20 protein-coding genes are annotated in these 24041 nt (G+C 42.0%); 10 read left to right on the forward strand and 10 right to left on the reverse strand.

All coding sequences use genetic code 11. From position 1 onward, the window contains the following. Nucleotides 1-52: 52 nt before the first annotated feature. The 3 genes from NKI27_RS14460 (at nucleotide 53) to NKI27_RS14470 (ending at nucleotide 4807) form a co-directional block, all read left to right on the forward strand. A complete protein-coding gene (locus NKI27_RS14460) occupies nucleotides 53-1312 on the forward strand; it encodes an HlyC/CorC family transporter (RefSeq protein ID WP_265046741.1) in 1260 nt (419 codons plus the stop codon). A gap of 332 nt (nucleotides 1313-1644) precedes the next feature. Further along, nucleotides 1645-3876, forward strand: coding sequence for a DUF1631 domain-containing protein (locus NKI27_RS14465; RefSeq protein ID WP_265046742.1), 2232 nt, complete (start codon nucleotides 1645-1647; stop codon nucleotides 3874-3876). Nucleotides 3877-3952: 76 nt separating this feature from the next. Beyond that, on the forward strand, nucleotides 3953-4807 hold the full coding sequence (locus NKI27_RS14470) for an energy transducer TonB (RefSeq protein ID WP_265046743.1): 855 nt from the start codon (nucleotides 3953-3955) through the stop codon (nucleotides 4805-4807). 89 nt (nucleotides 4808-4896) lie between these two features. On the opposite strand, the gene grxD is transcribed toward NKI27_RS14470, so the two are convergent. Next, nucleotides 4897-5226 (reverse strand): Grx4 family monothiol glutaredoxin, encoded by a 330-nt coding sequence (gene grxD / locus NKI27_RS14475; protein WP_265046744.1) that lies wholly within the window; start codon nucleotides 5224-5226, stop codon nucleotides 4897-4899. Nucleotides 5227-5555: 329 nt separating this feature from the next. On the opposite strand from grxD, the gene NKI27_RS14480 reads away from it, so the two are divergent. The 3 genes from NKI27_RS14480 to NKI27_RS14490 are packed head-to-tail and all read left to right on the forward strand — an operon-like array spanning nucleotide 5556 to nucleotide 8817. Continuing rightward, entirely contained in the window at nucleotides 5556-6752 is a 1197-nt protein-coding gene (locus tag NKI27_RS14480; RefSeq protein ID WP_265046745.1) for an aspartate aminotransferase family protein, read from the forward strand. A 27-nt stretch (nucleotides 6753-6779) separates the two neighbouring features. Continuing rightward, on the forward strand, nucleotides 6780-7688 hold the full coding sequence (argF, locus tag NKI27_RS14485) for an ornithine carbamoyltransferase (protein WP_265046746.1): 909 nt from the start codon (nucleotides 6780-6782) through the stop codon (nucleotides 7686-7688). A gap of 58 nt (nucleotides 7689-7746) precedes the next feature. Beyond that, on the forward strand, nucleotides 7747-8817 hold the full coding sequence (locus NKI27_RS14490; RefSeq protein ID WP_265046747.1) for an ABC transporter ATP-binding protein: 1071 nt from the start codon (nucleotides 7747-7749) through the stop codon (nucleotides 8815-8817). A gap of 5 nt (nucleotides 8818-8822) precedes the next feature. Here NKI27_RS14490 and glpK read toward each other — a convergent pair whose 3' ends face one another. Further along, nucleotides 8823-10298: a glycerol kinase GlpK gene (glpK, locus tag NKI27_RS14495; protein ID WP_265046748.1), complete on the reverse strand. Its 1476-nt coding sequence runs from the start codon at nucleotides 10296-10298 to the stop codon at nucleotides 8823-8825. 168 nt (nucleotides 10299-10466) lie between these two features. Here glpK and NKI27_RS14500 point away from each other — a divergent pair, with 168 nt between their 5' ends. Then, nucleotides 10467-11228 carry a DeoR/GlpR family transcriptional regulator gene (locus tag NKI27_RS14500; protein ID WP_265046749.1) on the forward strand — a complete coding sequence of 254 codons (762 nt, stop codon included), beginning with the start codon at nucleotides 10467-10469 and terminating at the stop codon, nucleotides 11226-11228. A gap of 234 nt (nucleotides 11229-11462) precedes the next feature. Then, nucleotides 11463-12989 (forward strand): glycerol-3-phosphate dehydrogenase, encoded by a 1527-nt coding sequence (gene glpD / locus NKI27_RS14505; RefSeq protein WP_265049530.1) that lies wholly within the window; start codon nucleotides 11463-11465, stop codon nucleotides 12987-12989. Nucleotides 12990-13036: 47 nt separating this feature from the next. Here the strand turns inward: glpD and NKI27_RS14510 are convergent, their stop codons facing one another. The 6 genes from NKI27_RS14510 to NKI27_RS14535 form a co-directional block, all read right to left on the reverse strand. Next, complete coding sequence (locus tag NKI27_RS14510; RefSeq protein WP_265046750.1) at nucleotides 13037-14635, reverse strand: ATP-binding protein; 1599 nt, start codon at nucleotides 14633-14635, stop codon at nucleotides 13037-13039. A 168-nt stretch (nucleotides 14636-14803) separates the two neighbouring features. Then, nucleotides 14804-15550 carry a response regulator gene (locus NKI27_RS14515; protein WP_265046751.1) on the reverse strand — a complete coding sequence of 249 codons (747 nt, stop codon included), beginning with the start codon at nucleotides 15548-15550 and terminating at the stop codon, nucleotides 14804-14806. Nucleotides 15551-15810: 260 nt separating this feature from the next. Further along, nucleotides 15811-16278: an FKBP-type peptidyl-prolyl cis-trans isomerase gene (locus NKI27_RS14520; protein WP_265046752.1), complete on the reverse strand. Its 468-nt coding sequence runs from the start codon at nucleotides 16276-16278 to the stop codon at nucleotides 15811-15813. 166 nt (nucleotides 16279-16444) lie between these two features. Then, nucleotides 16445-18622 carry an acetyl-CoA hydrolase/transferase C-terminal domain-containing protein gene (locus tag NKI27_RS14525; RefSeq protein WP_265046753.1) on the reverse strand — a complete coding sequence of 726 codons (2178 nt, stop codon included), beginning with the start codon at nucleotides 18620-18622 and terminating at the stop codon, nucleotides 16445-16447. 294 nt (nucleotides 18623-18916) lie between these two features. Then, nucleotides 18917-19276: a hypothetical protein gene (locus tag NKI27_RS14530; RefSeq protein ID WP_265046754.1), complete on the reverse strand. Its 360-nt coding sequence runs from the start codon at nucleotides 19274-19276 to the stop codon at nucleotides 18917-18919. A 268-nt stretch (nucleotides 19277-19544) separates the two neighbouring features. Further along, on the reverse strand, nucleotides 19545-20723 hold the full coding sequence (locus NKI27_RS14535) for an alpha/beta fold hydrolase (protein WP_265046755.1): 1179 nt from the start codon (nucleotides 20721-20723) through the stop codon (nucleotides 19545-19547). 231 nt (nucleotides 20724-20954) lie between these two features. Between NKI27_RS14535 and NKI27_RS14540 the strand changes: the two genes are divergently transcribed. Both NKI27_RS14540 and NKI27_RS14545 read left to right on the forward strand, forming a co-directional pair. Then, a complete protein-coding gene (locus NKI27_RS14540) occupies nucleotides 20955-21164 on the forward strand; it encodes a hypothetical protein (protein ID WP_265046756.1) in 210 nt (69 codons plus the stop codon). Between the two features lie 130 nt (nucleotides 21165-21294). Next, on the forward strand, nucleotides 21295-22494 hold the full coding sequence (locus tag NKI27_RS14545; protein WP_265046757.1) for a GGDEF domain-containing protein: 1200 nt from the start codon (nucleotides 21295-21297) through the stop codon (nucleotides 22492-22494). A gap of 123 nt (nucleotides 22495-22617) precedes the next feature. Here the strand turns inward: NKI27_RS14545 and NKI27_RS14550 are convergent, their stop codons facing one another. Then, nucleotides 22618-23196, reverse strand: a complete 579-nt coding sequence (locus tag NKI27_RS14550; RefSeq protein ID WP_265046758.1) for a YceI family protein — start codon at nucleotides 23194-23196, stop codon at nucleotides 22618-22620. Nucleotides 23197-23253: 57 nt separating this feature from the next. Then, entirely contained in the window at nucleotides 23254-23811 is a 558-nt protein-coding gene (locus NKI27_RS14555; protein WP_265046759.1) for a cytochrome b, read from the reverse strand. Between the last annotated feature and the right edge of the window lie 230 nt (nucleotides 23812-24041).

Consider the following 24041-nt stretch of genomic DNA (forward strand, 5'->3'; position numbering starts at 1 on the left):
CTATCGATGAGATTTAGTCTTCAACTTAAACCCCGCAAGAGCACCTACGACATTGAACGAAAGCTCAACTGAGTTGCTATTTTTACTCCTACTATTACTCATCATCCTCTCTGGGTTTTTTTCTAGCTCCGAAACAGGCATGATGTCATTAAATAGGTATCGCCTAAAACACCTAACAAGAAGTGGTCATAAAGGCGCGCAAAGAGCCAGTAAGCTTTTGGCTCGCACCGACCAACTCATTGGCGTCATTTTAATTGGCAACAACTTCGTCAATATTTTTGCTTCTTCAATTGCAACCATTATCGCACTTCGTCTATGGGGTGACGCAGGCATTGCAATTGCCACTGCCGCACTGACGTTTGTCATTTTAATTTTTGCCGAAGTAACCCCTAAAACACTGGCAGCCCTATACCCTGAAAAAGTCGCCTTTCCAGCCACCTATATCTTAACACCATTACTAAAACTGCTATACCCGCTAGTTTGGTGCGTAAACTTAATTACCAACAGCTTGCTAAAAATGCTGGGAGTTAAGCAAAACGACCAAGGGTCAGACAACCTAAGCAGAGAAGAATTAAGAACGCTTGTCAACGAGGCGGGCGCACTCATCCCACAAAAGCACCAGGACATGCTTGTCGGCATACTTGACCTCGAAAAAGTAACTGTAAACGACATTATGGTGCCAAGAAATGAAATAGCAGGCATTGATATCGAGGATGATTTTTCTGTCATCATTAATCAACTTGAATCCAGCCAACACACTAGACTGCCTGTTTATAAAAGCGACATCAACAACATTATAGGCGTACTCCACCTTCGTAACTTAACGCGAGTACTATCACAAGAGAACCCCAACAAAGCAACATTACTTCAAGAGTGCCGAGACCCCTATTTTATACCTGAAAGCACACCGCTTCACACCCAACTAATGAACTTTCAAAAAGAAAAAAGGCGTATCGGCATCGTTGTTGATGAATATGGTGACATCATGGGCATTGCAACAATGGAAGACATTCTTGAAGAAATTGTGGGTGAGTTCACCACCAACTTCTCATCCAATAGCCCTGACATCATACCTCAAGAAGACGGCAGCTTTATAATTGACGGATCAGCTACAATAAGAACCATCAATAAAACCCTATCTTGGGATTTACCAACATCAGGCCCAAAAACCCTTAACGGTCTAATTACTGAAGCCTTAGAGACAATACCCGATACAAGTGTTTGCTTAAAACTCCACAAACATCAAATGGAAATAAAGCAAATAAAGGACAATATGGTAAAAACTGTACGGATATCTCCACCGACCAAATAACCGTTTCCATACATGCCCTAGCTCACAAATTGTAAAAAAACGCAAAAAGCACGCACAATTAACAAAGCTCTGTGTTTTTTTGTTACTTTTTATTGCTATACTATATATGAGTTTGATTTTTTAAAAACGCTCTGCTAAGAACTATACTATCAAGAAGCATAATAGGTACGTATAGATAATAGGTACGTATAGATAATAGGTACGTATAGATAATAGGTACTTATAGCAAGCAGTCACTATAAAAGTGCATACTAATAATAATCATAAAGCTGTAATACATTTGGTGAGCTCGGCAAGATCATCAGGTTGAGAGTCGTCCATGGGAGTATTTAATGAACAACCAATCTGGCATTAGTTATATAAAAGATCATAAAATGTCTGGGCTAGCGCACACGATTCATAAGGATATGAAGACCATTCAAACAGATGCTATTTCCTCCCTCATGGAACTGCTTCAAAGCATGTTCGACGGTATTGACGACTCTTTCTTCGAATTAGCAAACGGAGCAAGAAACAATAATGAGCAAAACCGCTTTTTTGAAGCGATGCGAGAAATTCGAATTCAGCGTAAAGGAATCGAAAACCACTTCCATTTAGCGCTTTCAAATTTTTTCAAGAGCCCTCCTCGTCTAAAGCAATTCAACACCGAAGACTCTCTTGACGAGATTAATGCCGACACACTTTCATTAGTGCAAGAAGACACGCTCGAAGAAGATGTAGCCACTAACACAATGATTACGAAAGCCCGCGCTAACTTTCAAGGTCAGCTGCTTCAGATTCAAACACGAATGTCTTCAATCTACGCACCTGACAGCAACGAACCCCTAAACCCTTTAGATCCTGAGCATATATGTGGCGCATTCACTCAAGCCTGCATCAACTTAGAGATTAATATTCGAGAAAAACTCATTGTATACAAGCAGTTTGACCGCTTTGTTATGTCAAACCTTGGGGATGTTTACGAGCGCACAAATAAACAGTTAATAGATGCGGGCATTCTTCCAAACCTAAAACACCAGAGTAAAAAGAGTCGAGCAACCGCTAGAAGCAGTAGTTCATCCTCATCCCCTATTGATAGCGGCTCCCACTCAGAAAACCTAGAGAACACAGCAAACGGAATAGAAATATTTTCACAGATACAATCGCTACTTGCGAACGTTCGCCAGCAAACAGGCTCAGGTTTCTCTGCCCCAGCAAACGGAAATGTACAATTCATTGCCGATAACGACCTAGTATCAATGCTATCGACACTACAAGAGCAAATACCACAACAAACGCTAGATGATACAACACCAACTATTATCAATATTCGCGATGCATTAAGCGCACTTTTAGAGCAAAAAAATAAAGCTTCAGGTGAAAGCTCAGCATTAAATCAAGTTGACGAAGACTTGATCAATCTCGTCTCGATGCTGTTTGAGTTTATCTTAGAAGACTACAACTTATCAGCCCCTATACAAGTGCTAATAAGCCGACTTCAAATTCCTATTTTAAAAGTCGTCATCAAAGACAAGTCGTTTTTTGCTAAAAATAGCCACCCCGCCCGCAAACTGCTTAACGCACTCGCTAAAGCAGGAATCGGTTGGAATGACGCATCCGAGAAGCAAAAAGACAAACTCTACGAACAGATTCATAACATTGTGCATACTGTTTTAGATGAGTTTAATGGCGATATAAATATATTCGAAACACTCTATCAGCAGTTCTCTAGCTTTATCGAGAAGGAAGATCATAAGGCAAAGATTGTAGAGCAAAGAACAAAAGAATCTGAAGAAGGTCGAATTAAGTCCAACAAAGCACAGCAGACAGTAGAAGAGATCATCAAGTCTAAGCTGGCCTCTATTGATATCCCTTCTACTGCTAAAGAAACTATTCAAAATGGCTGGAGCCGAGTGATGTTTCTTGCTTATTTGAAGGATGATAAAGAGCATCGTTGGCAGCAAACCACAGATACCCTAGAGCAACTAATCTGGTGCCTCAAACCTCACACAGAAGAAAAAGCACGTCAGCGCTGGGTAAGAACAGTGCCAAGCCTGTTAAAAGAAATGAAGTCTGGCCTACAAGAAGTTTCTTACAACTCAGCTCGCCTAGACCAAACCATGGCAGAGATGAAAAAAGCGCTAACAGATGCATTTAAACAGCAATCGCTTTCCGCTGCGGCCAAGAGTGAGCCTGAGAACATCCACACACCCACTGCTGAAGCCGAACCTGAAGCCACTTCAATTATTGAAAAAACAGCTATCCAAAAGCAAAAAGAGATAGAAGAGGCGGCAATTTCTGAGCATTTGGTTAAAGTAGATGCCATAGAAGCAGGAAACTGGATAGAGTTTTCACTGGTTAATGGCAGCAAATTCCGCTGTAAACTCTCAACAAAAATTGATGATGCAGACTGCCTGATTTTTGTAAATAGAATGGGGCTTAAAGTGGTCGAGAAGACCAGACGAGAGTTAGCCCATGAAATGAGACGAGGACGCGTCAAGGTTTTAGAGCAAGGACTTCTAGTTGATCGAGCAATGAACTCCGTCATGGGCAATCTTAGAAAGATGTCCGGCGCTACAGCCTAACAACCCCTTTAGAGAGTCGTTTTAAGTAATAAAAGCCACATCAATTTAACGATGTGGCTTTTATTACATGCTATTTATGCGAAATTTTAATAGCTCATCCCCCTACAGAATTTCTCTTGCTATCTCTATCGCTATCGTATTTCACACCATGCTGGGCATAGCATTATTTCAATTTCTGCCTAACTTAGACGTTGAAAAAACAATACCGATACAGTTAACGCTTTCTTCAAAAGCGACAAGCTCAGCCATACAAACTCGCGCCAACACCGCTTCAAACACACCTGAAGAAACAGCAGAAGAAATATTAAATAAAGAAAAATCACTAAACGCAGCAAAAGAAATCATCACTACTACCGGCACAAGCACAGCTAGAGATGTTTCCTCCAAGCACAAAAATCAAGGAATCGATGACAAAACGACACCTAATCAGTCGTCAAAATCAGTCAAGCAAGAAAACATATTTATCCCAAAAGTTAAAACAGACTTGCCTGACGTTAGAAGAGATATAGCCATATCGAGTAAAAGTCAGGCGGCATCGAAATCGTTCACTGAAATTTCAAGCCTATTTCAGCAACAAGAAGTTGAAACCGACATCGTTCAGATCTCTAGCGACCCCAAGCGAACACAGATTTCGCCTTATGAAGAACAGTTACGAAAAAAATTAACCCACTCAAAATATCAAGACCAACTCTACCCTATTATAAGCAAACTTAATCAAAGCCGATTAGTGACACTAGAACTGGTCATTTTTCCAAATGGAACCATTAGAAACGTACTAGTGAAAGAAACTAGCGATCATCCAGCCCTTGATAAGGCTGTCAGAAAAATCGCTTTAGACGCCAGCCCATACCCCGTCCCACCAGCATCAGATAAGTCTATCGGTTTTAGGTATTCCGTCTCAATTAGATACAAACCTATCTCCTCTCATTAGCCGCATATTTATCTATATATCTACCCTGCACTTATTTTTAAGCAAAAAAAACCACGCTATTTAGCGTGGTTTTTAACTTAACAGTACAATTAGCTTTCTGAAGCAGACTCAGCAGCCTTTTTCACTAACGCTTTCAACTCACCACTTTCGTACATTTCAAGAACGATATCACAACCACCTACTAACTCACCTTTTACATATAGCTGAGGAAATGTAGGCCAGTTTGAATACACTTTCAAATTCTCTCTAACGTCTGAATTTTCAAGAATATTCACATAGGCAAATCGCTCACCACAGGCCATCAAAGACTGAACCGTTTTAGCGGAAAAGCCACACTGAGGTGCTTGCGGAGTGCCTTTCATATATAGCAAAATATCATTACTTTCAATTTGCTCTTTAATCGTATCCATTACATCCATAGCTACACCTCCAAATCAGGAAAACAAAACAATAAAGAAACACTTATAAATTTCTATGAACCATTCTACTCTTTTTTTCTATATCCGACTAGAATGCTCTACTATTATCTTGATTTACATCTATGAGGTGTTTCGATCACCCCATCGAAACGTCTGTCTTTGATAAGCCGCATATTAACAACCCCCAGTAAAAACCCTTATCACCTGAACACATAGCAGGCGAGTTATTGCCAACTAGACGAAATATCGATATGATTAATTGTCGTTTAGGCAGCTATCGCTGCCTTTTTGCGTTTATGGAATAGCCTGAAACCTGGAATTAAATAGTTATGGCCGAACAACCCTTAATGAATACCTATGGTCGTCTGTCGATTGCTTTTGAGCATGCAGAAGGCTGCTGGCTATATGATACAAACGGCAACAAGTACTTTGACACATTTACAGGCATAGCTGTTTGCGGATTAGGCCATACTCACCCAGCTGTCACTCAGGCAATTAAAGATCAATCCGGCAGATTAGTGCATTGCTCAAACCTATACCATTCTCCTATACAATCAGCTCTCGCAAATGAGCTTTGCGATATTTCCGGAATGGATAATGTATTTTTCACCAATTCTGGCGCAGAGTCTAATGAAGCAGCCATAAAAATAGCACGACTTTATGGTCATAAGAATGGAATTGCCACGCCTTCCATTATCGTCATGGAAAATGCGTTTCACGGGCGAACAATGGCAACATTGACCGCGTCTGGCAACCGTAAGGTACAGGCAGGTTTTGAACCACTGGTAAGTGGTTTTATACGTGTTCCATTTAATGATATTCAAGCTGTTGAAAATGTAGCTAAATCAAACCCCAACGTTGTGGCAGTCATGTTAGAGCCAATTCAAGGTGAAGGCGGACTTTCAGTAGCGAATGCACAATATATGAGCGCCCTTCGTGAAATTTGTAACGCTCGAAACTGGTTACTGATGCTCGACGAAGTACAAACAGGTAATGGAAGAACAGGCACCTATTTTGCTTACAGCGACTACGGCATTCAACCTGATGTAGTTACAACCGCTAAAGGGCTAGGGAATGGGTTTCCAATCGGCGCATGCCTTGCCAAAGGTGCTGCTGCTGAGGTATTTACGCCAGGCACACATGGCTCCACGTTTGGGGGTAACCCGCTTGGCTGTGCCGCAGCGTTAGCCGTGATCAAGCAGATTAAACAAGATAACTTAATCCAGCGAGCACAAGCGCTAGGAAATAAAATTACGACCATATTAAAAGAAAACTTCGATAACGCTGATTATGTAACATCTATTCGCGGCAAAGGGCTCATGATAGGTATCGAAATGAGTGCTCCCTGCCCTGAGCTAGTTCCTCTCGCCAAAGCTGCAGGGTTGCTACTCAATGTAACGTCAGAAAAGGTAATTAGACTATTACCCGCATTAACAATGACCGACCAAGAAGCCGAATTTTTAGCGGAATCTGTTGTTAAAATAATCAAGCTATACGCGGCAGACGAGAGACAAGCTCCACGTTAAACGTATACCAAATTGAGAACTAGACCCATGGCACTGAGACATTTTTTAACGCTACTTGATTTCACTCCAGAAGAACTCAAAAAACTCACGCTGCGTGCAATTGAAATAAAAAATGAGCATAAGCAGGGGAAAATATACGAGCCCCTTAAAAACCGAGTACTCGGGATGATCTTTGAAAAATCATCAACCCGAACTCGCGTCTCTTTCGAGTCTGGTATGGCTCAGTTTGGTGGGAGTTCTATTTTTCTATCGCCACGCGACACTCAACTTGGCCGAGGCGAGCCAATCGAAGATAGTGCACGCGTACTATCTCGGATGGTAGACGCCATCATGATCAGAACCTTTGAACATGAAAAAGTTGTGCGCTTTGCTGAGTATTCAAAAGTACCTGTCATTAACGCATTAACCGACGATTTTCATCCCTGCCAATTACTGGCCGACATGCAAACCTATCACGAGCATAGAGGCTCAATTGAAGGTAAGCGAGTAACATGGGTAGGTGACGGCAATAACATGTGTAACTCATACATTAACGCCGCTCGACAGTATAACTTTGAGCTAATAGTTGCCTCACCACTTGGTTACGACCCTGACAAAGCACTAATGGACGAAAATGCTAGCCGTGTTAATTTGATTCGAAACCCAGCAGAAGCAGTTAAGGGTTCCGATTTAATTGTAACCGATGTGTGGGCTTCAATGGGTCAGGAAGAAGAGCAAAATGAAAGAGCCGCTATATTTAAAGAGTATCAAGTAAACCCAGAGCTCATGTCTCATGCCAATAGCGATGCACTATTTATGCATTGCTTACCCGCTCACCGCGGTGAGGAAGTTAGTGCGAGCATGATGGACCATAACAGCGCGGTAGTATGGGACGAAGCAGAAAATAGACTTCATGCTCAAAAAGCATTGCTAGAGTTCCTTCTCTGCAATAGCTAGAGACATGTAGACCTTAAATACCGGTGACATCACCATTTCATGAAGACCCCGTTTTCTCATGACTCAACTGCTAAAAATTGATAATTTAACATGCCGCTATGACGAACAAGATGTCATAGCCGGTCTCTCACTTAGTCTTAATGAGGGCGACATTGGCTGCCTATTAGGACCCAGTGGCTGTGGTAAAAGCACTATTCTAAGAGCGATTGCAGGGTTTCATCCCGTTAGCGGCGGCTCTATATCACTTCAAAACAACATCATATCTTCTGAAACCCACAACGTAGTGCCAGAAAAACGACCTGTCGGTATGGTGTTTCAAGATTATGCGCTATTTCCTCACATGACCATTGCACAGAATGTGGGCTACGGGCTTCATAAGCTATCAAGCCAGAAACGTAAAGAAAAAGTTGCTGAAATGCTGACTCTTGTTAACCTTTCGGACTTAGCGAATAGATACCCTCATGAGCTTTCAGGCGGTCAACAGCAGAGAGTATCCCTAGCAAGAGCGATGGCTCCTGAACCTTCTTTAATACTGCTTGATGAGCCTTTCTCAAACCTTGATGTTGAACTTAGAAAGCGCCTGAGCTTAGATATTCGCGACATTTTAAAGTCACTCAACATGACGGCAATATTAGTCACACACGACCAACACGAAGCGTTTGCTATGTGCGACCAAATCGGCGTGATTAAAGACGGTATCATTCAACAGTGGGATACCCCCTACAACCTTTACCACGAGCCCGTTAATCGATTTGTTGCTAGCTTTGTTGGTCAGGGATGTTTTATTAAGGGTAAGCTAATATCCCATGAGTCCTTTGAAACAGATTTAGGGGTGATAGAAGGAAACAGAGCCTATAATTGGGAAGCCGGTAGCGGCGTTGATATTCTGATCAGGCCTGATGATATTGTATTCGACCCTAGTGCTTCGTTAAGTTGTAAGATTATCAGCAAAACATTTGCAGGCACATCTACTTTATACCGATTAGAGCTCAAGTCTGGCGCTGTTATCGAAGGTCTTTTCCCAAGCCACCAAGACTTATACATTGGCGACCAGATCAACATTAACTTAGCAGCTGACCACCTTATTGCATTCCAGTGGTCAGAACCTTCTTCTAAAACATCACAGTAACCTGACTATCTAACTCTTTCAACAGCATCTAACCAGCCTGAATACAGCCTTTCGCGCTTTTCAGGCTGCATATTAGGCTCAAAGCGCTGATCACACTCCCACAGAGCCGATATTTCATTAAGGTCTTTGTACAGCCCTGCTTTTAACCCTGCCAAATAGGCAACACCTAAAGCGGTTGTTTCAGTAATTTTAGGCCGATCAACCGTCACACACAAAATATCTGACAAAAACTGAACAAGCCAATTATTAACGACCATTCCGCCGTCAACTCTAAGTGTTTTGTAGCATGCACCATCATTTTGCATCGCTCTAACAAGGTCTTTTGTCTGATAACAAACAGACTGCAAGCCTGCGGTAACAATGTCGGCAATACCTGTGTCACGGGTTAACCCATGAATAGCCCCTCTAGCATGAGGATCCCAATAAGGTGCTCCTAAGCCCGTAAAAGCAGGCACTAGATAAACAGGGTTATCTGAGCCAGACTCAAGCGCCAGCGCTTCTGCTTCAGACGCACAACCAATTAGCTTTAAGCCGTCTCGAAGCCACTGAATAGCGGCTCCTGCAATGAAAATACTCCCTTCTATCGCGTAAGTCGGTTTACCGTCAATCCGATAGGCCACCGTTGTTAACAACCGATTCTCAGACCTAACCGTCTTATCTCCTGTATTCAGCATTAAAAAACAGCCAGTTCCATAAGTGCTTTTGGCCATACCAGGTTGAAAACAAGCTTGCCCTACTAAGGCGGCCTGTTGGTCTCCCGCTATACCGTAAATATGAATAGGCGCTCCCAGTAACTCAGCATCTGAAACACCAAAGTCATCACTACTATCCAAAACCTCAGGCAGCATCGTTAGCGGTACATTAAAGGCCGCTAATAGCTCATCATCCCACTGCTGAGTATGAATATTGAATAACGAAGTACGAGATGCATTCGTCGCATCAGTTTTATGGCTCTTACCACCTGTAAGCTTCCACAATATATAAGAATCCACAGTGCCAAATGCTAACATACCTTGCTCAGCTCTTTTACGCGCACCTTCTACATGGTCAAGAATCCAGCTTATTTTAGTCGCCGAGAAATAAGGATCAATTAATAACCCCGTTTTCTGCACCACAAGCTCTTCAAAGCCATCTAACCTTAACCTTTCACACGTATCTGCCGTTCTGCGATCTTGCCAGACGATGGCATTGTAAATAACCTCGCCTGTCTCGCGATCCCAAACAAGTGTTGTTTCACGTTGATTGGTTATACCTATCCCCGCTATATCTGAAGCATCAATTTTGGCGTTCGCAATAGCGTCTCTACAAACATCTAAGGTAGAGGTCCATATATCCTCCGGGTCATGTTCCACCCACCCATCATGAGGAAAGTGCTGCGTGAACTCTTGCTGCGCCGAAGCAACAGCATGCCCTGCCTGACTAAAGACGATTGCTCGAGAACTTGTAGTCCCTTGATCTATTGCTAGTAAATACCGAGTCATAGTCTGTTTATTCCATATTCGTTAGTCATCATTTAGCTACACGTTCCATCTGTACATTCGATTGCGAACATATTATCCCTATATACCCTTTTATGAAACCACCACTGAAAAAAGATTTGAATTGAGTCATAATACTAGCCGCTATAACAACCAATTAGAGCAGAATCAATGGCACAAGAAACTCGACACAAACAAATTATAGCGCTTGTTGCTGAACGTGGATTTGTCACTATCGACGATTTGGCTCAGCACTTTCAAGTCACGCCTCAAACGATCCGAAGAGATATTAATCAACTCGATCAAGAAAAGCTTCTTCAGCGATATCATGGTGGCGCTGGCATCCCCTCCAGCACACTGAATACAGCTTACAGTGATCGAAAGATACAAAACCTAGAAGAAAAAACACGTATCGGTGAAGCCATAGCCAGTAAAATCCCTGATCACTCTTCTATGTTTATCAACATTGGAACCACAACAGAGACTATCGCAAAAGCCTTATTGAAACATCACGGCCTTACCATTATTACCAATAACCTACACGTTGCCAGTATATTAAGCTCGAAAGAAGATTTTAATGTCATTATAGCTGGCGGAGCAGTTCGGAATAGAGATGGCGGCATTATCGGTGAAGCCACGGTAGACTTTGTTAAACAGTTCAAAGTTGATTTCGCCATTATAGGTATTAGCGGTATTGATGACGATGGAGAACTACTGGACTTCGACTACCAAGAAGTGAGGGTTGCCCAAGCAATAATTGAAAACGCAAGACAAGTTTTTCTTGCTGCAGACCACTCGAAGTTTGGCAGAAATGCAATGATTCGCCTTGGGAACATCAGCCAAGCATCTCACCTATTCACAGGTCAAACACCGCCTAAAAAAATATCAGGCATACTAGCGGAGCATGGTGTCGAGCTTACTGTAACACACTAAAACAACCCTCAACACACCCTCCCCTGCACGCTAAGCGCCCTCTTACCTGAGGAGGGCCCCTCCACTTGCCCTCCCTTTCTATGCGTCACATGACCGATTAAATGCGTGCAAACTGTCACATCAAACGTTAATTAATGAGCAAATATATTTGTAAACGACATATTCTATCTTTATACTTTCGAAAACAAATATTCGTTTTCGAAAATAAAATATCATAAAGGAATCTTTAAAGTGATCAGTCTTAGCTCAAGCACAGTAGATATTTTAGTCGTAGGTGGCGGTATCAATGGAACGGGTATTGCTGCTGACGCTGCAGGCAGAGGCCTATCAGTCACGCTGTGTGAGCAAGCCGACTTAGCCTCTGCCACGTCATCTGCAAGCAGCAAGTTGATTCATGGCGGCCTAAGATACCTTGAGCACTATGAATTCAGGCTTGTGAAAGAAGCGCTAGCTGAACGAGAAACACTCCTTCGTAATGCGCCTCATTTAGTTCAACCACTTAAATTCACACTACCCCACAGGCCACACCTTCGTCCAGGTTGGATGATTCGCTCTGGCCTGTTCATGTATGATCACTTGACTAAGAGAAACACTCTCCCATCGACTAAATCTTTTAAGTTCAAACATCAAAGCCCTCTGAAAGCGAGCATTAAGAAAGGCTACCAATATTATGATTGCTCAGTCGATGATTCTCGCTTAGTAATCACCAATGCGATTTCTGCTGCCCGTAATGGCGCCAAAATTCTTACACGTACCAAGCTAGTAAAAGCAACTAGAGCTGAGGATAAAGGGGTTTGGGAGATAACTCTTTTGGATGTAGGCAAAAATGAAGAATATAGTCTTTTTGCAAAGGCGCTCATCAATGCAGCCGGGCCGTGGGTGAGTCAACTAGTTACCGATCAAATTAACCAAACACCTAGCCGCAATATCCGCCTTATTAAAGGAAGCCATATTGTCGTTCCAACGCTTCACAATTTTGAGGGGGCGTTTATTCTTCAAAATACTGATAAACGCATTGTGTTTGTCATCCCCTACCATGATAAATTTTCACTGATAGGAACAACGGATAAGGAGTACAACGGTGACCCTTCAGAGGTCTCTATAGACGACCATGAAATTCAATATTTGATCAATATCGTAAATGAACACTTTATTGCTCAAATTAGCAAACAGGATATTGTTCACAGCTTTTCGGGTGTTAGACCTCTTTGTGATGACGAGTCTTCAGACCCTTCAGCAATGACCAGAGACTATACGCTAACGCTAGAAGACGATAACAGCAAAGCTCCCTTGCTCTCCATTTATGGCGGCAAGATAACTACATACCGAAAGCTGGCAGAGGCGGCAATGAACAAGCTCTCGCCATACTTTACAACGATCAGCGGAAAGTGGACCAAAGAGACGCCTCTACCTGGTGCCACACTAGCAACTCAAAGCCTTTCAGCGATACAAGGCGTTATTCAAGAGGCTCATCCATGGCTACCAAAAGAACTACTTAGCCGTTATAGCCAAAGCTATGGGCTTCTTTGTCTTAAATTTATTGGAGGCTGCACATCACTCGCGGATATGGGTATAAATTTTGGGTCTAACCTTTACCAAAATGAGGTTGATTATCTTGTGAATCATGAATGGGCAAAATCAGTAGAAGACATTATATGGAGAAGAACCAAGCTGGGTTTAATAATGAGTCAGAAGGAAGTAAGTAACTTAGAGAGCTATTTCGCTGACTCCACAAACCTAACCGGCCAGAAAATAGCTTAACCAATAAACACTACTCAGTTACTAGTTATTAGTTGCCAATTGAAGTGCTAGTCTTTCAATTGGCGCCTTGGCCATACCAAGCTAAATTTAGCCCCCCCCATTTCACTGCGCCCTAAAAATGCCTGACCACCGTGCCAATATAAGATACGTCTAACAATAGACAAACCAAGACCATACCCCCCTGACGAACGAGTTCGGCTGTCATCCAGTCGCGCAAACGGTGTAAATACCTTCTCCCAATCACTATCAGGTATTCCGGCTCCGTCATCCTCGACATCTACACGGCAAGTGTCTTCATCAAATGAACAATGCACCTTAACTGTTGAGCTAGCATATCGCGTTGCGTTTCCTACTAAATTCTGGATTGCACGATGTATATAACGATACTCAACATCAGACTGCCCCCAATTTTCAGAGCCTTCCTCAAACGCTGCTTCGATGATCATATCTGGCTTAACACCGCTCTGCTCAGACACCACCTGCTCAACAATTTCTCTTACATCCACATCCTGAAAAGTTAAAATTGGGCCGCCTTGCTCCAACCTTGCGTATGTTAAAATTTCATCAATCAGTTCATCTAGCTCTTGGATGTCAGAATCAATACCTGTTAGCTGTTTATGCCGCGCCGCCTCGCTAGTACAGTCTTCTATCATCTGTACACCAAAACGAATCCTTGCCACTGGTGTTCTCAACTCATGTGATACCGCATGAATCATCTCTCTTTGAACCGCAACCAATCGTTGGATATGTTCAGCCATACTATTAAACGAATCACCTAATCGACCTATAGCGTCTCGGTGGCCGGCCCCCATTCTGGCATCCAATTCACCACGAGCAATACGAGTCGCCACAGTTTCAAGGCTTTTCAAACGACGGTCAATCGAGACAATAAGCAGATATACCGCTAACCCTACACCCGCCATCGCAATGAGTAACAGTGTTAATATAAGCGGCCAAGATATAGCACTGTAATTTTCAGGGAAGTCAAAGCGATATATATCCCCATTTTTTAACTTATAGTACCCAACAGCTGAAGCATCTTGACTGCCTGGGTAAAAATAATACCCATTTTCATTCGCAGCCCCTAATAGTCCGGTGCGTAAAACACCCTCTTCTCCTTGCGCCAGTTCAATACGAACACCAAATTTTTGCGCTAATTCAGATAATGATTCTTCTAACGCCTCCGCTGATAAGCTATCTAGAGAGCGTTCGTTAAGCGCTTCTACAATAAGGTAACTAGTCAGCTGATTAACGCCTAAATATAAGTCTGGGAAGTGCCCTACTAGAATATTTAGATCTCCATTTACGACATCAAGATAACGCGCAACCTTATAACCATACGCGTCCCTCACAACAAGGACTTGTTTATAGTTTAAACGCTCTAATTCAACCGAAGAGAATGCATGGTTATCTGATTGGTCAACACTAATGTGGCCTATTGCCGACACAGCGGGACGAGAGAACAGGTCATCCAATACTTCAATGTCTTGCTTTGCAAGCCAATCAAATACAGGGGAAGCGATAATAACCCGATGATGTTCATTTCGAACGAGGTTAATTGAGGTATAGATAAACACAGAAAAAAGGCCTACTACCATTAAAGCAAGTAGCAAGCCTCCATATACTCTTAAAAAAAGCCTGTTCACAGTTGTTAAATCCCGCTTGTCAGCTATCCCTTTGATAATCCAAGAGTCTAAGCAATCACTGTCGTTACACTATTAAACAGGGCTTATCGTCAATGAACTCATCACAACACAATCATTGAAATCACAAAAACTAGCACACGGCCTAGCTTCGGTAACATCTACCTATGATTATGCTTCTTTTACAAAGAGATAACCTTTGCTACGAACTGTTTTAATGCGCTTAGGATGAACAGGGTCATCGCCTATTTTAGGACGAATTCGAGACACCCGAACATCGATTGACCGATCTTGACCGTCATACTCAATCCCTCTTAACGCAGTAAATATCTCTTCGCGACTAAGGACTGTGCCTGCGCTACTCGAGAGTAGCCAAAGTAAATCAAACTCAGCACTGGTAAGCTCAATACTTTCGTCATTTAACCATGCTTCACGCATTGATCTGTCAACGACCAAGTTATTAAACACTAGACGCACTGGCTCTTCTCCACCCGACGAATCTGAACCGCCTGCACCATCACCGGAGGCTTGATCTGTTATACGCCTTAACAGCGCTCTAATCCGCGCAAGCAGCACTCTAGGTCTAACCGGCTTAGACATATAGTCGTCAGCGCCCATTTCTAAACCAAGAACCTGATCAAGGTCATCAGTACGCGCAGTTAACATAAGGATTGGGCCGTTATAATACGGTCTAACCTTGCGACAAATAGAAAGGCCATCTTCTCCTGGCAGCATCAAATCGAGCACCACTAAGTCAGGCTTCTCGTTTTTGATCCGGTCAACCGCAAGGGCGCCGTTGCCCTCTACAGAGACCACTAACCCGTTGCTTTCAAGATATTCTTTTGTAAGGTCTGCTAGACGCTCATCATCTTCTACGATGAGGATGCGCCATGACTCATTCTGCTCTATGACATCCATTCTCTTTTTTCTTATATCATCAGGTCAATAACAATAGCTAAAGTAACTAACTATCTGAGTAGCGCTCTAATCATCCCTAAAATCCGATTCATCACCTAACCAAATCAATCAACCTTGAAGGTCGAACTGTAATACAGGTTACGAAAAAGGAACCATTTTTCCCTATTCTTATATCAATTATACATGCTGTTTGAAAATTTACATGAAAATATCAAAAGAAACAATTTTCTACTTTTTTCAACTACAGGCTTTATCGATTTTTACGTATTTAAAACAGGGTAGCCTAAGCGTACTTCTTCTTCAGTGGCATCACGCACAGCCAATAACTCAATATCAAAGTACAAAGTAAAACCCGCCAAAGGATGGTTGGCATCAACGGTGACTGAATCCCCTTCAACCTTAACAACTTTGATCACCTGCGTTTGTTCGCCTGTATTGGTTTGAAACTTCATACCCGGGACCACATCTTCGACACCATCAAAAAGTGACTTAGAGACTTCTTGCAAATGAGCAGGATTGTGCTCGCCATACGCTAGCGTTGGCGGTACAGTGACATCAAGAACATCGCCAGGAGTCCGCCCCTCAAGCGCTTTCTCAACGCCTTTTACTACCTGTCCAGTCCCCTCTAAAAACGTCAGTGGTTCACCTCCTGTCGAAGTATCAACTATCGCACCTTGAGCATTTCTAAGATTGTAGTTAATTGAATACACTTTAGGTAAATCTGACATTTGGCCTCCATAACAGGACTTAATATTAACAAAAACGGTAGTTTATCCTATCATCCCCCTTTACCCCCAATTTATTATTAGCCCAAATAAAAAGCCACCACTCAAAAAGTGACAGCCTCAACGTGCAATATAAATTAGGCCCGACGATTAAAGCTTAGTAACCCTACTAGGTTTTTTGCGCAATCAATTCTGAAACAAGTAACTTTTGCTCCAGTTTTGCCTTAAAGTTGCTCGGGTCACTCATATCCATTCTATCCATTAAGTGAGAGAATTCCTCAGGCACCATATTAATTTTTATTGCCTCCCACATGCATTTCAATAGCCCGCTGCGAGTAGCTGTTTTAGCCTTTAATCCCTTAAGAGCCTTACCAATCTGCAATTCTTCTTGCGTAAAGTCACACCCAAATGGGAAGGGATCAAACAACCCTTTTGCTTTGTATTTATTATATGTGGCCAACAATTTTTCTGGCGTGTTATGCCGATAGATGTCAGGTAGCTGATAATCTTTTGCAACTTTCCCCGCCGCTTTAGCCTCGCTTAAAAGCTCATCCTGAAATCGGGAGTCAGAGATCTTAATAAGCTCTATATAAACCTCCTGATCATTTTTACTCAACAAGTCGGCAACGCCATATTCAGTCACAACAATATCTCGCAAATGTCTTGGGATCGTACAGTGACCATAACTCATCATTATATTTGACTTCGGCCCGCTCGGGGTTGTCCGATAACTTTTCAAATTAAGAATTGAGCGAGCATCATCAATCTCATGCGCCATCGCGACAAAGTTATACTGACCACCTACACCACTGACCACCTTCCCGTTCTCGAGACCATCAGAAACAGCGGCTCCGCCTAAGGTATACATCATAGTTGAGTTAATAAAACGGGCATCTTGCCGCTGGGCGACCTTTAGTTTCTGATCTCCAAACTCATGATCAAATAAATGGTTAATATACTTCACACTGGTCATGCAGAATTTTTCGTTTTCTTCTGGCGTTAGATCCCGAAGGTCTTGATAAAAATCTTTTGGCCCGATAAAAAAGCCACCATGCATTACAATGCCGCCTTTTAACTTATCACCAAGACAATGCTCTGCAATCAGCGCGCGATTGTTGTCATCCTCAAGCGTAGGGTCTATTGTTTGATCGCCTGCTAGCAAGCAACCGCCCTTCATATCCACCGAGCGTTTAAATATTCCATATTGCTTTAAAAACTCAATATCTTTTGCTCTTAGTGTTGTAGGCAATACGCCTTGCTCAACTAATGCATCGAGTGTGCTCAGTGAAACATTTTGAGTAATCTTCTCTTCATTAAGAAGCGTCTGAATATCAACATTATCAAACACCTCTCGCTTTAGGATTCCCGCTTTATACAAATGCATAAAACCATCGACCATCATTTCACTACAGCCATACAACCCTTTTTCAAAAGTACCTCGACCGCCTAACTCAGATATCACTGGAAACCGTTCCTCCAACTTTAAGTCATCCATAATCTCGTTATATAACGCATTGTTTTTGTGCCTAAGAATAGCACTATATACGAGGGCGCTCCCTAAAGAGCCAATGCCTACTTGCAGAGTTCCATTGTCTCTTAGTAGTGTACTGGCGTTAAATCCAATCATATGGTCAGCAGGCATAATAGCCATATTTGGCGCGCCAAATAATGGATATTCGTACACAGGGTTTTCAAGGATAAGGTCAAACTCATCCTCACCTACTTCTGCATGATTAACCATAAAAGGAAGGTTGTTATTTACTTCGGCAATAACCGCTATTTTTCGCCCTTTTTTCTCTTGCTCCCTCAAAATCGGAACTAGATCCAATGATGTATCTGGGTTGCTACTTAAACTATATCTAGGCACACCATTGATTTCTTTTTTTGCTACAATCTGAGAGACCGCATTAACACCTAGCGCCACTAACTCTCGTACGGCATGCGTGTAATTAGTACAAATATAATTTTGCTGCTGCTTATCATCCTTCAAAAAAGCACCTGCTTTAAAGAAAAACTCAGTCACCTCAACATTAGGGGGTAAGGCCTTTTTTCTTAAGTCGACCATATATTCAAGATCAGGTATATCACCAAAAAGCCTCTCAACAAAAGGCCCCATAAACTTACTCTCAAGCCCTGGTGCTGCAGCGGGTTTTTCTAATGAAAGCGCAGTAGCAATCACAAGTTTTATACTAGGGTCAGCTTTCGCACGCTTATAAAGCGCATTAACGAGATGAACGGGCTTACCGAGCCCCAACGGCATACCAAACTTAATGTCCTTGCCTATCTTTTCAATAATTGCGTCAACGCATTTTTCCACATCATTGTGAATTACTGGTGCCGTTGTCATCTTTTTCCCCTTTGCTTATCTTATTTTTATGCTATCAACATAATCATTAAAAGCGGTAAAAATCATATCATATTAGTCAGAGTATGACCCATCGCCCACCGTTAATGATTGACGATAATCAAATCACTCTAAAGGTGTCAGGTCACTATTAATTTGGTAACCGGCCGTTAAGGCGAGAAAAAGTAAAAGAGCGTTCTGGGTTTGAAGTATGCGAAGGGTTAAAACGTGTTAGATGTAGTTAGCTAAATGTTGAAAAAATGAGCCGTTATTGCCGAAAGGTACAAACGAGATGATCTAAAATTTTATTTTCATAGAAATCGACAGTTCGTCACTTCCCATATCTAAACCGTAGTTTGCCTGAGCAATCGCTTCTTTAAAGCTGTAAGGATAACTTGAAGTGATCGACTCATCGCTTGCGTTTTTTAAACGCTTAAGTTCGATACTATCATTAAACCATTGGCTTCCGAGCATACTTGCGATTCTTAATAAACAATCACTTTTACTTAGCCCTTTTTCGATCAAAATCTCATCGTCACCTGTTAAGTTGCTATAGTATTCGATTTGACCAAGGTGCCTAGGCTCTGACGCCTCTGCATTCGCCATTACCGAAAACAAATTTACAGCTAAAAGAAGAGCAAATATTTTAACTATCATGACCACCACCTAAGACTCTATTCAACTAACGTTTAATTATTAAATTTCTGCCTTTCAATGGTTGTAACTATAATATGGGAAGGGATTAATTACTGTGATCGAGACCATTAGAGGACGGGATTTCGATCACATTTTTACGGTTATGCGTCAATATATTGTTACACCGTGTAAAGTTAGCAACTCATTTCGTTACCATTTACTTTACCCTCCTAGGGGAGGCATAGTCTCATCGTTTTTAACAGCACTAAACACTCTTTAAGAATGGACATCAGTTAGAACGCTCTGCCAACCAGTCAGCACTAATAGCCCAAGCATTTGCGGGGGCTTTTCCGCCAGCAAAAACACCCGCATGCCCACCTGGCACTACGCAGAATTCTTTATCCTCTGACGATACAATATCCAACGCCATTCGCGCCGCTCTGATACTCACCAAGGTATCGTTATCTCCCGCAAAGGCTAAAATTGAGCAGTTTATTTTTTTAAATTCTGCCTTCTGTTTCCCAATCGTCATCGTCCCTTTTGCCATCCGATTGTTAATCATCATATGGACGGCCATGTCTTTAATTGTTTCGCCTGGGTAGTCAACCATATCATCAAACCACTGACTCATGGTTAAGTGCTCTTTGAGATACTCTCTATCCCACATATTCATTAGCATCTCGACATAATTAACCACATTACCCACCGGGCTCGTTAACTTAAAAGCAAGAGAGTTCACCCAGCCCGGTACATGCAAATATTTAGCGGGCAAATCTAGCAATGAAATATTCATTAACTGTGAAACCATTTGCGCAGGACGGTATATAGTGGAAAGCACTCGACCAGCAACACCGCTTGAATGCATATCAATCGGGCTTGCTACTGTTATCATATTTTTAATATTTTTATCACCAGAAACTGCTGCGTACATCAGCGACAAAAGCCCCCCCATACAATAGGCGAAAATTGAAACATCCTGCTCCCCACTTACTTTTCGAACCTGCTGCATTATTGCAGGCATCCACTCAAGAACATATGTTTCCAATGACAGATCACTATCCGCTTCTGTCACATGGCCCCAATCAATCAAATAGACATCAAACCCTTTAGCCAAAAAATAGCGTACGACACTCCTATGAGGCATAAGGTCAAATATCATCGAAGTAGCGGCTAAAGGAGGTACTAGCACTAGAGGCACTCGGTGACGCACAGACGCTACATCTAACTCATCATCACCAATGGTAATGCTGGCATCTTCTAATGGGAGGTAGTGTCTTACGGACATAATTCTGTCGCGATAAATAACATCGTAAGGCGTCAGGTTCGATATAATGAAGTTATCACCAAACAACTTTCTTTCTGCTGTGTTGACAACACTCCATAAAGCCTTCTCAGCAATATCGATAGCAATATTTTTTACAGAACCAATACTTTTCACATAGCCTCGCAAATCGATCAAATCAAGCACAATAGCACATTATAAATTTTCCCACGGCCACTTTATAGCAGTAAGCACCGATAAGCATTAGCAAAAACAGCCATGTTGCTCACCCTATACACTCATTTTTACCCATAAGTAATATTACGCATTCACCCAAATACCTTGTAAGGCTACTATGGTATCTCAATTGAATAGAGGTGTTGACCCTAAAGCAGGTCTTTCACTCAAAGCGCCTTTATGAAATAAGCAGAGGAAAATATGCCGCGCAACACTGGATTACTGAATACTATATTCACATCACTAGGGATCGCCTCAAGCCTTCTTATTGCGATGCTAAGTATTGAGTTTCTCATCGTTGGAAATTTAGAGCATATTCTTATATATGCCGGTATATCCGTATTTATTGCTTGTATCTACCTAACCTCAACAACCATCAGACAGCTGTCACAAAAACGTCAAAAGCACTAAACCTTCTTTGCCGACTCAATATTACTTTTCGGCAACTTACCTTCACGGGTAATAAACGCTATTATTAGCAGACTTTTTGCCACGCCAGACCATTACCGTGACTGCTATTATTAAATACCTTTGGAGACTAGTGCCTTTTTCTATCGTTGCCTGCGCATATTTGATGCTGCAGTTCGATTGGGCCGACCAATGGAGCAAGTCTATACACGCATCCCTGCCCTACTTAATGAGCGCCTTATTGGTATTAGTATCGCTAATTTTCAACCGAAGTCGCCTTGCACTTGGGGCGATCAATGCCTGCCTTGCTTATGCCTTTATTCAAAATGGTATGCAGAAACCCTTTAGTGAAAGTTCAACCCAACTACTCTTTATCGGCAATGCGATTCTGTTTTCATGGCACCTCTGTTTAACTGGCCTTTACCGAGAGCGAGGCAGCATATCGAGATGGGGCGTTAGCCGTCTTTTAGTCATCATTCTTAGCTACCTCATACTTTGGGTCTTAGTGCGAGATAGCAACCTAGACGCATTACACCTCGCTATTGAATCTTATATCACCACTCAAGACCAGCAACGAACTTGGCTAAGTCTAGGATTGCTGCTATCTCAGCTTGGAAGTGGTATTGTCTTACTGGCCTTAACCCTCTGGAAAAGAACGTCGACTGAAACTGCATTATTAGCGGCATGGCTAACAGGCAATGCTATCTTCTATGACTTTGCGGTGGCTGATATCTCTACAGTATTGTTTTCAGCACTTCTTCTAGCGCTATTCGTCTCGTTAATACAAAGCGCCTATGACCTTGCATTTGTAGACGCGTTAACGCTTCTGCCTGGCCGCAGAGCGCTTGATGAGAAAATGGGGACATTAACCAAACATTACGCCATTGCGATGATCGATATAGACCACTTCAAAAAATTTAATGATACCTACGGTCATGATACTGGCGATCAGGTACTCAGACTCGTAGCCAGCAAAATACGAAAAGTAGGTGTTGGTGGCTTAGCTTACCGATATGGGGGTGAAGAGTTTGCAATACTTTTTCCTAATAAAAATTTAGATCTGGTAGAGCCTTACCTAAATAAACTAAGAGAAAGCATATCCCGTTATCAAATGACACTGAGAAACCAAGAAAGAACCCGCAACAAAAAAATAGGTGAAAAGCTTCGCGGTGTCGTGACGGCACGGGAGAGAAACGTCAATATTACAGTCAGTATTGGAGTCGCTCAAAAACAAGAAACGCATCATTCAGCAGATGATGTCATACAGGATGCAGATAAGGCACTTTATATAGCAAAGGGCACAGGAAGAAACACAGTCGTTATTGCAACTTAAATCAGCTTCAACAATAAAATACCCCAACTGGAACTCAGGCAACTCAGATCTATAAATCAGATAAAAATAAACACCCTGAGATTTGGCCTCAGGGTGTCCAGCGCACTATTGTCTAATGCTTTCCTATTTTTTAATACCTTCAACAGAAAGGAATATTTCTATCTCTTCTGATGCAGGGCCTAAGCTCTTAGGTACACCAAAGTCTTTCAGTTTAAACGATGTTGTGCCTGAAAATCCGTTACGGTACCCACCCCATGGATCTTTACCGCCTCCAGTATGAGTCGCATCAATAACAATCGATTTAGTGATGCCTCTTAGTGTAAAGTCACCATGAACGGCAGCCTTGCCGTCACCTTTGTCTTCTATTTTAGTACTTACAAATGTCGCCTCTGGGTATTTTCCAACTTCTAAGAAGTCCTTACTTCTTAAATGCTTGTCACGCTCTGCATGATTAGAGTCAACACTGGCCGTATCTATAGATACCGATATTTTAGCGGCTGTCGGGTTTGCCTCATCATAACTAAAAGCACCTTCAAATTTATTAAAGCGGCCATATAACCAGCTATAACCAAGGTGGCTAATCTTAAATTGTACGAAGGCGTGCGCCCCTTCTGTATCAATTACATAATCAGCTGCGTTTGCAGCGCCTGCTGACAATAGCGCACCCGATACAACACCTGCTACCCATTTATTAAGTTTCATACCGTCTCCTTTAAATGTTTTTGATATATTATTTTATAACCTAGTGCATAATTTTCACTATTCACTTTTCGTCTTACCTAGCATTCTCAAAAGCGTTCTGTCTTTATCGATAAAATGGTGCTTTAACGCGCCCATTGCATGAATTGCGACCACAAACATAAGAATATAGGCAAGTATTTCATGAACCTCGCCTGCAATATCCTCCTGATTATCAATACCATTAATAATCGAAGGGATTTCAAACCAACCAAAAACCGATATCGCCCGCCCGTCAGCAGTGGATATCAGATAGCCACTAATCATTAGAACCATCAGTAAGCAGTAGAGCGCAATGTGCGCCCAATGTGCTGATTTCTGCTCCCACTTTTTATGGGTAGCCAATACATCCGGTGTCGTATTTACAAAACGCCAAAAGACTCTAAAAACCATTAGCATGAACAGCAAAACACCAACACTTTTATGGACAAAAGGCGCCGTTCTGTACATTGAGTCATAATAATCCAGCTCTACCATATAGAGCCCAACACCAAAAAGGCCAAACACAACAACCGCTACAACCCAATGTATGGCAATTGAAAGAATCCCCCACTCAGTGTGACTGCTTCGTATATTCATCAAGCTATCTCGTTTAAATATTTACAAATAGAATACTGCAATATTATAGATATAACATATCAAATAATGACTTTAATTGATCGATTATTATGATAAATAAATAAATGGACATCCAGTAAGTACAAGCACTTACAGAAATCAACACCACCCTTTTGTAATATTGCCAACTAAGCATCTAAACACATAGAGCAAGCTGTTTATTGCTCTATACAATTTAGCACCATCCACGC

The organism is Alkalimarinus alittae (genome assembly GCF_026016465.1).
Lineage (GTDB): Bacteria > Pseudomonadota > Gammaproteobacteria > Pseudomonadales > Oleiphilaceae > Alkalimarinus > Alkalimarinus alittae.

Excerpts from the sequence above, each read along its gene's own strand:
- NKI27_RS14530 (WP_265046754.1), bottom strand. The coding sequence starts at position 19,276 with ATGATAGTTAAAATATTTGCTCTTCTTTTAGCTGTAAATTTGTTTTCG.
- NKI27_RS14550 (WP_265046758.1), bottom strand. The coding sequence starts at position 23,196 with ATGAAACTTAATAAATGGGTAGCAGGTGTTGTATCGGGTGCGCTATTG.
- NKI27_RS14490 (WP_265046747.1), top strand. The coding sequence starts at position 7,747 with ATGACTCAACTGCTAAAAATTGATAATTTAACATGCCGCTATGACGAA.
- NKI27_RS14480 (WP_265046745.1), top strand. The coding sequence starts at position 5,556 with ATGGCCGAACAACCCTTAATGAATACCTATGGTCGTCTGTCGATTGCT.
- NKI27_RS14515 (WP_265046751.1), bottom strand. The coding sequence starts at position 15,550 with ATGGATGTCATAGAGCAGAATGAGTCATGGCGCATCCTCATCGTAGAA.
- NKI27_RS14555 (WP_265046759.1), bottom strand. The coding sequence starts at position 23,811 with ATGAATATACGAAGCAGTCACACTGAGTGGGGGATTCTTTCAATTGCC.
- NKI27_RS14520 (WP_265046752.1), bottom strand. The coding sequence starts at position 16,278 with ATGTCAGATTTACCTAAAGTGTATTCAATTAACTACAATCTTAGAAAT.
- NKI27_RS14540 (WP_265046756.1), top strand. The coding sequence starts at position 20,955 with ATGCCGCGCAACACTGGATTACTGAATACTATATTCACATCACTAGGG.
- argF (WP_265046746.1), top strand. The coding sequence starts at position 6,780 with ATGGCACTGAGACATTTTTTAACGCTACTTGATTTCACTCCAGAAGAA.
- glpK (WP_265046748.1), bottom strand. The coding sequence starts at position 10,298 with ATGACTCGGTATTTACTAGCAATAGATCAAGGGACTACAAGTTCTCGA.
- NKI27_RS14465 (WP_265046742.1), top strand. The coding sequence starts at position 1,645 with ATGAACAACCAATCTGGCATTAGTTATATAAAAGATCATAAAATGTCT.
- grxD (WP_265046744.1), bottom strand. The coding sequence starts at position 5,226 with ATGGATGTAATGGATACGATTAAAGAGCAAATTGAAAGTAATGATATT.
- NKI27_RS14525 (WP_265046753.1), bottom strand. The coding sequence starts at position 18,622 with ATGACAACGGCACCAGTAATTCACAATGATGTGGAAAAATGCGTTGAC.
- NKI27_RS14500 (WP_265046749.1), top strand. The coding sequence starts at position 10,467 with ATGGCACAAGAAACTCGACACAAACAAATTATAGCGCTTGTTGCTGAA.
- NKI27_RS14470 (WP_265046743.1), top strand. The coding sequence starts at position 3,953 with ATGCGAAATTTTAATAGCTCATCCCCCTACAGAATTTCTCTTGCTATC.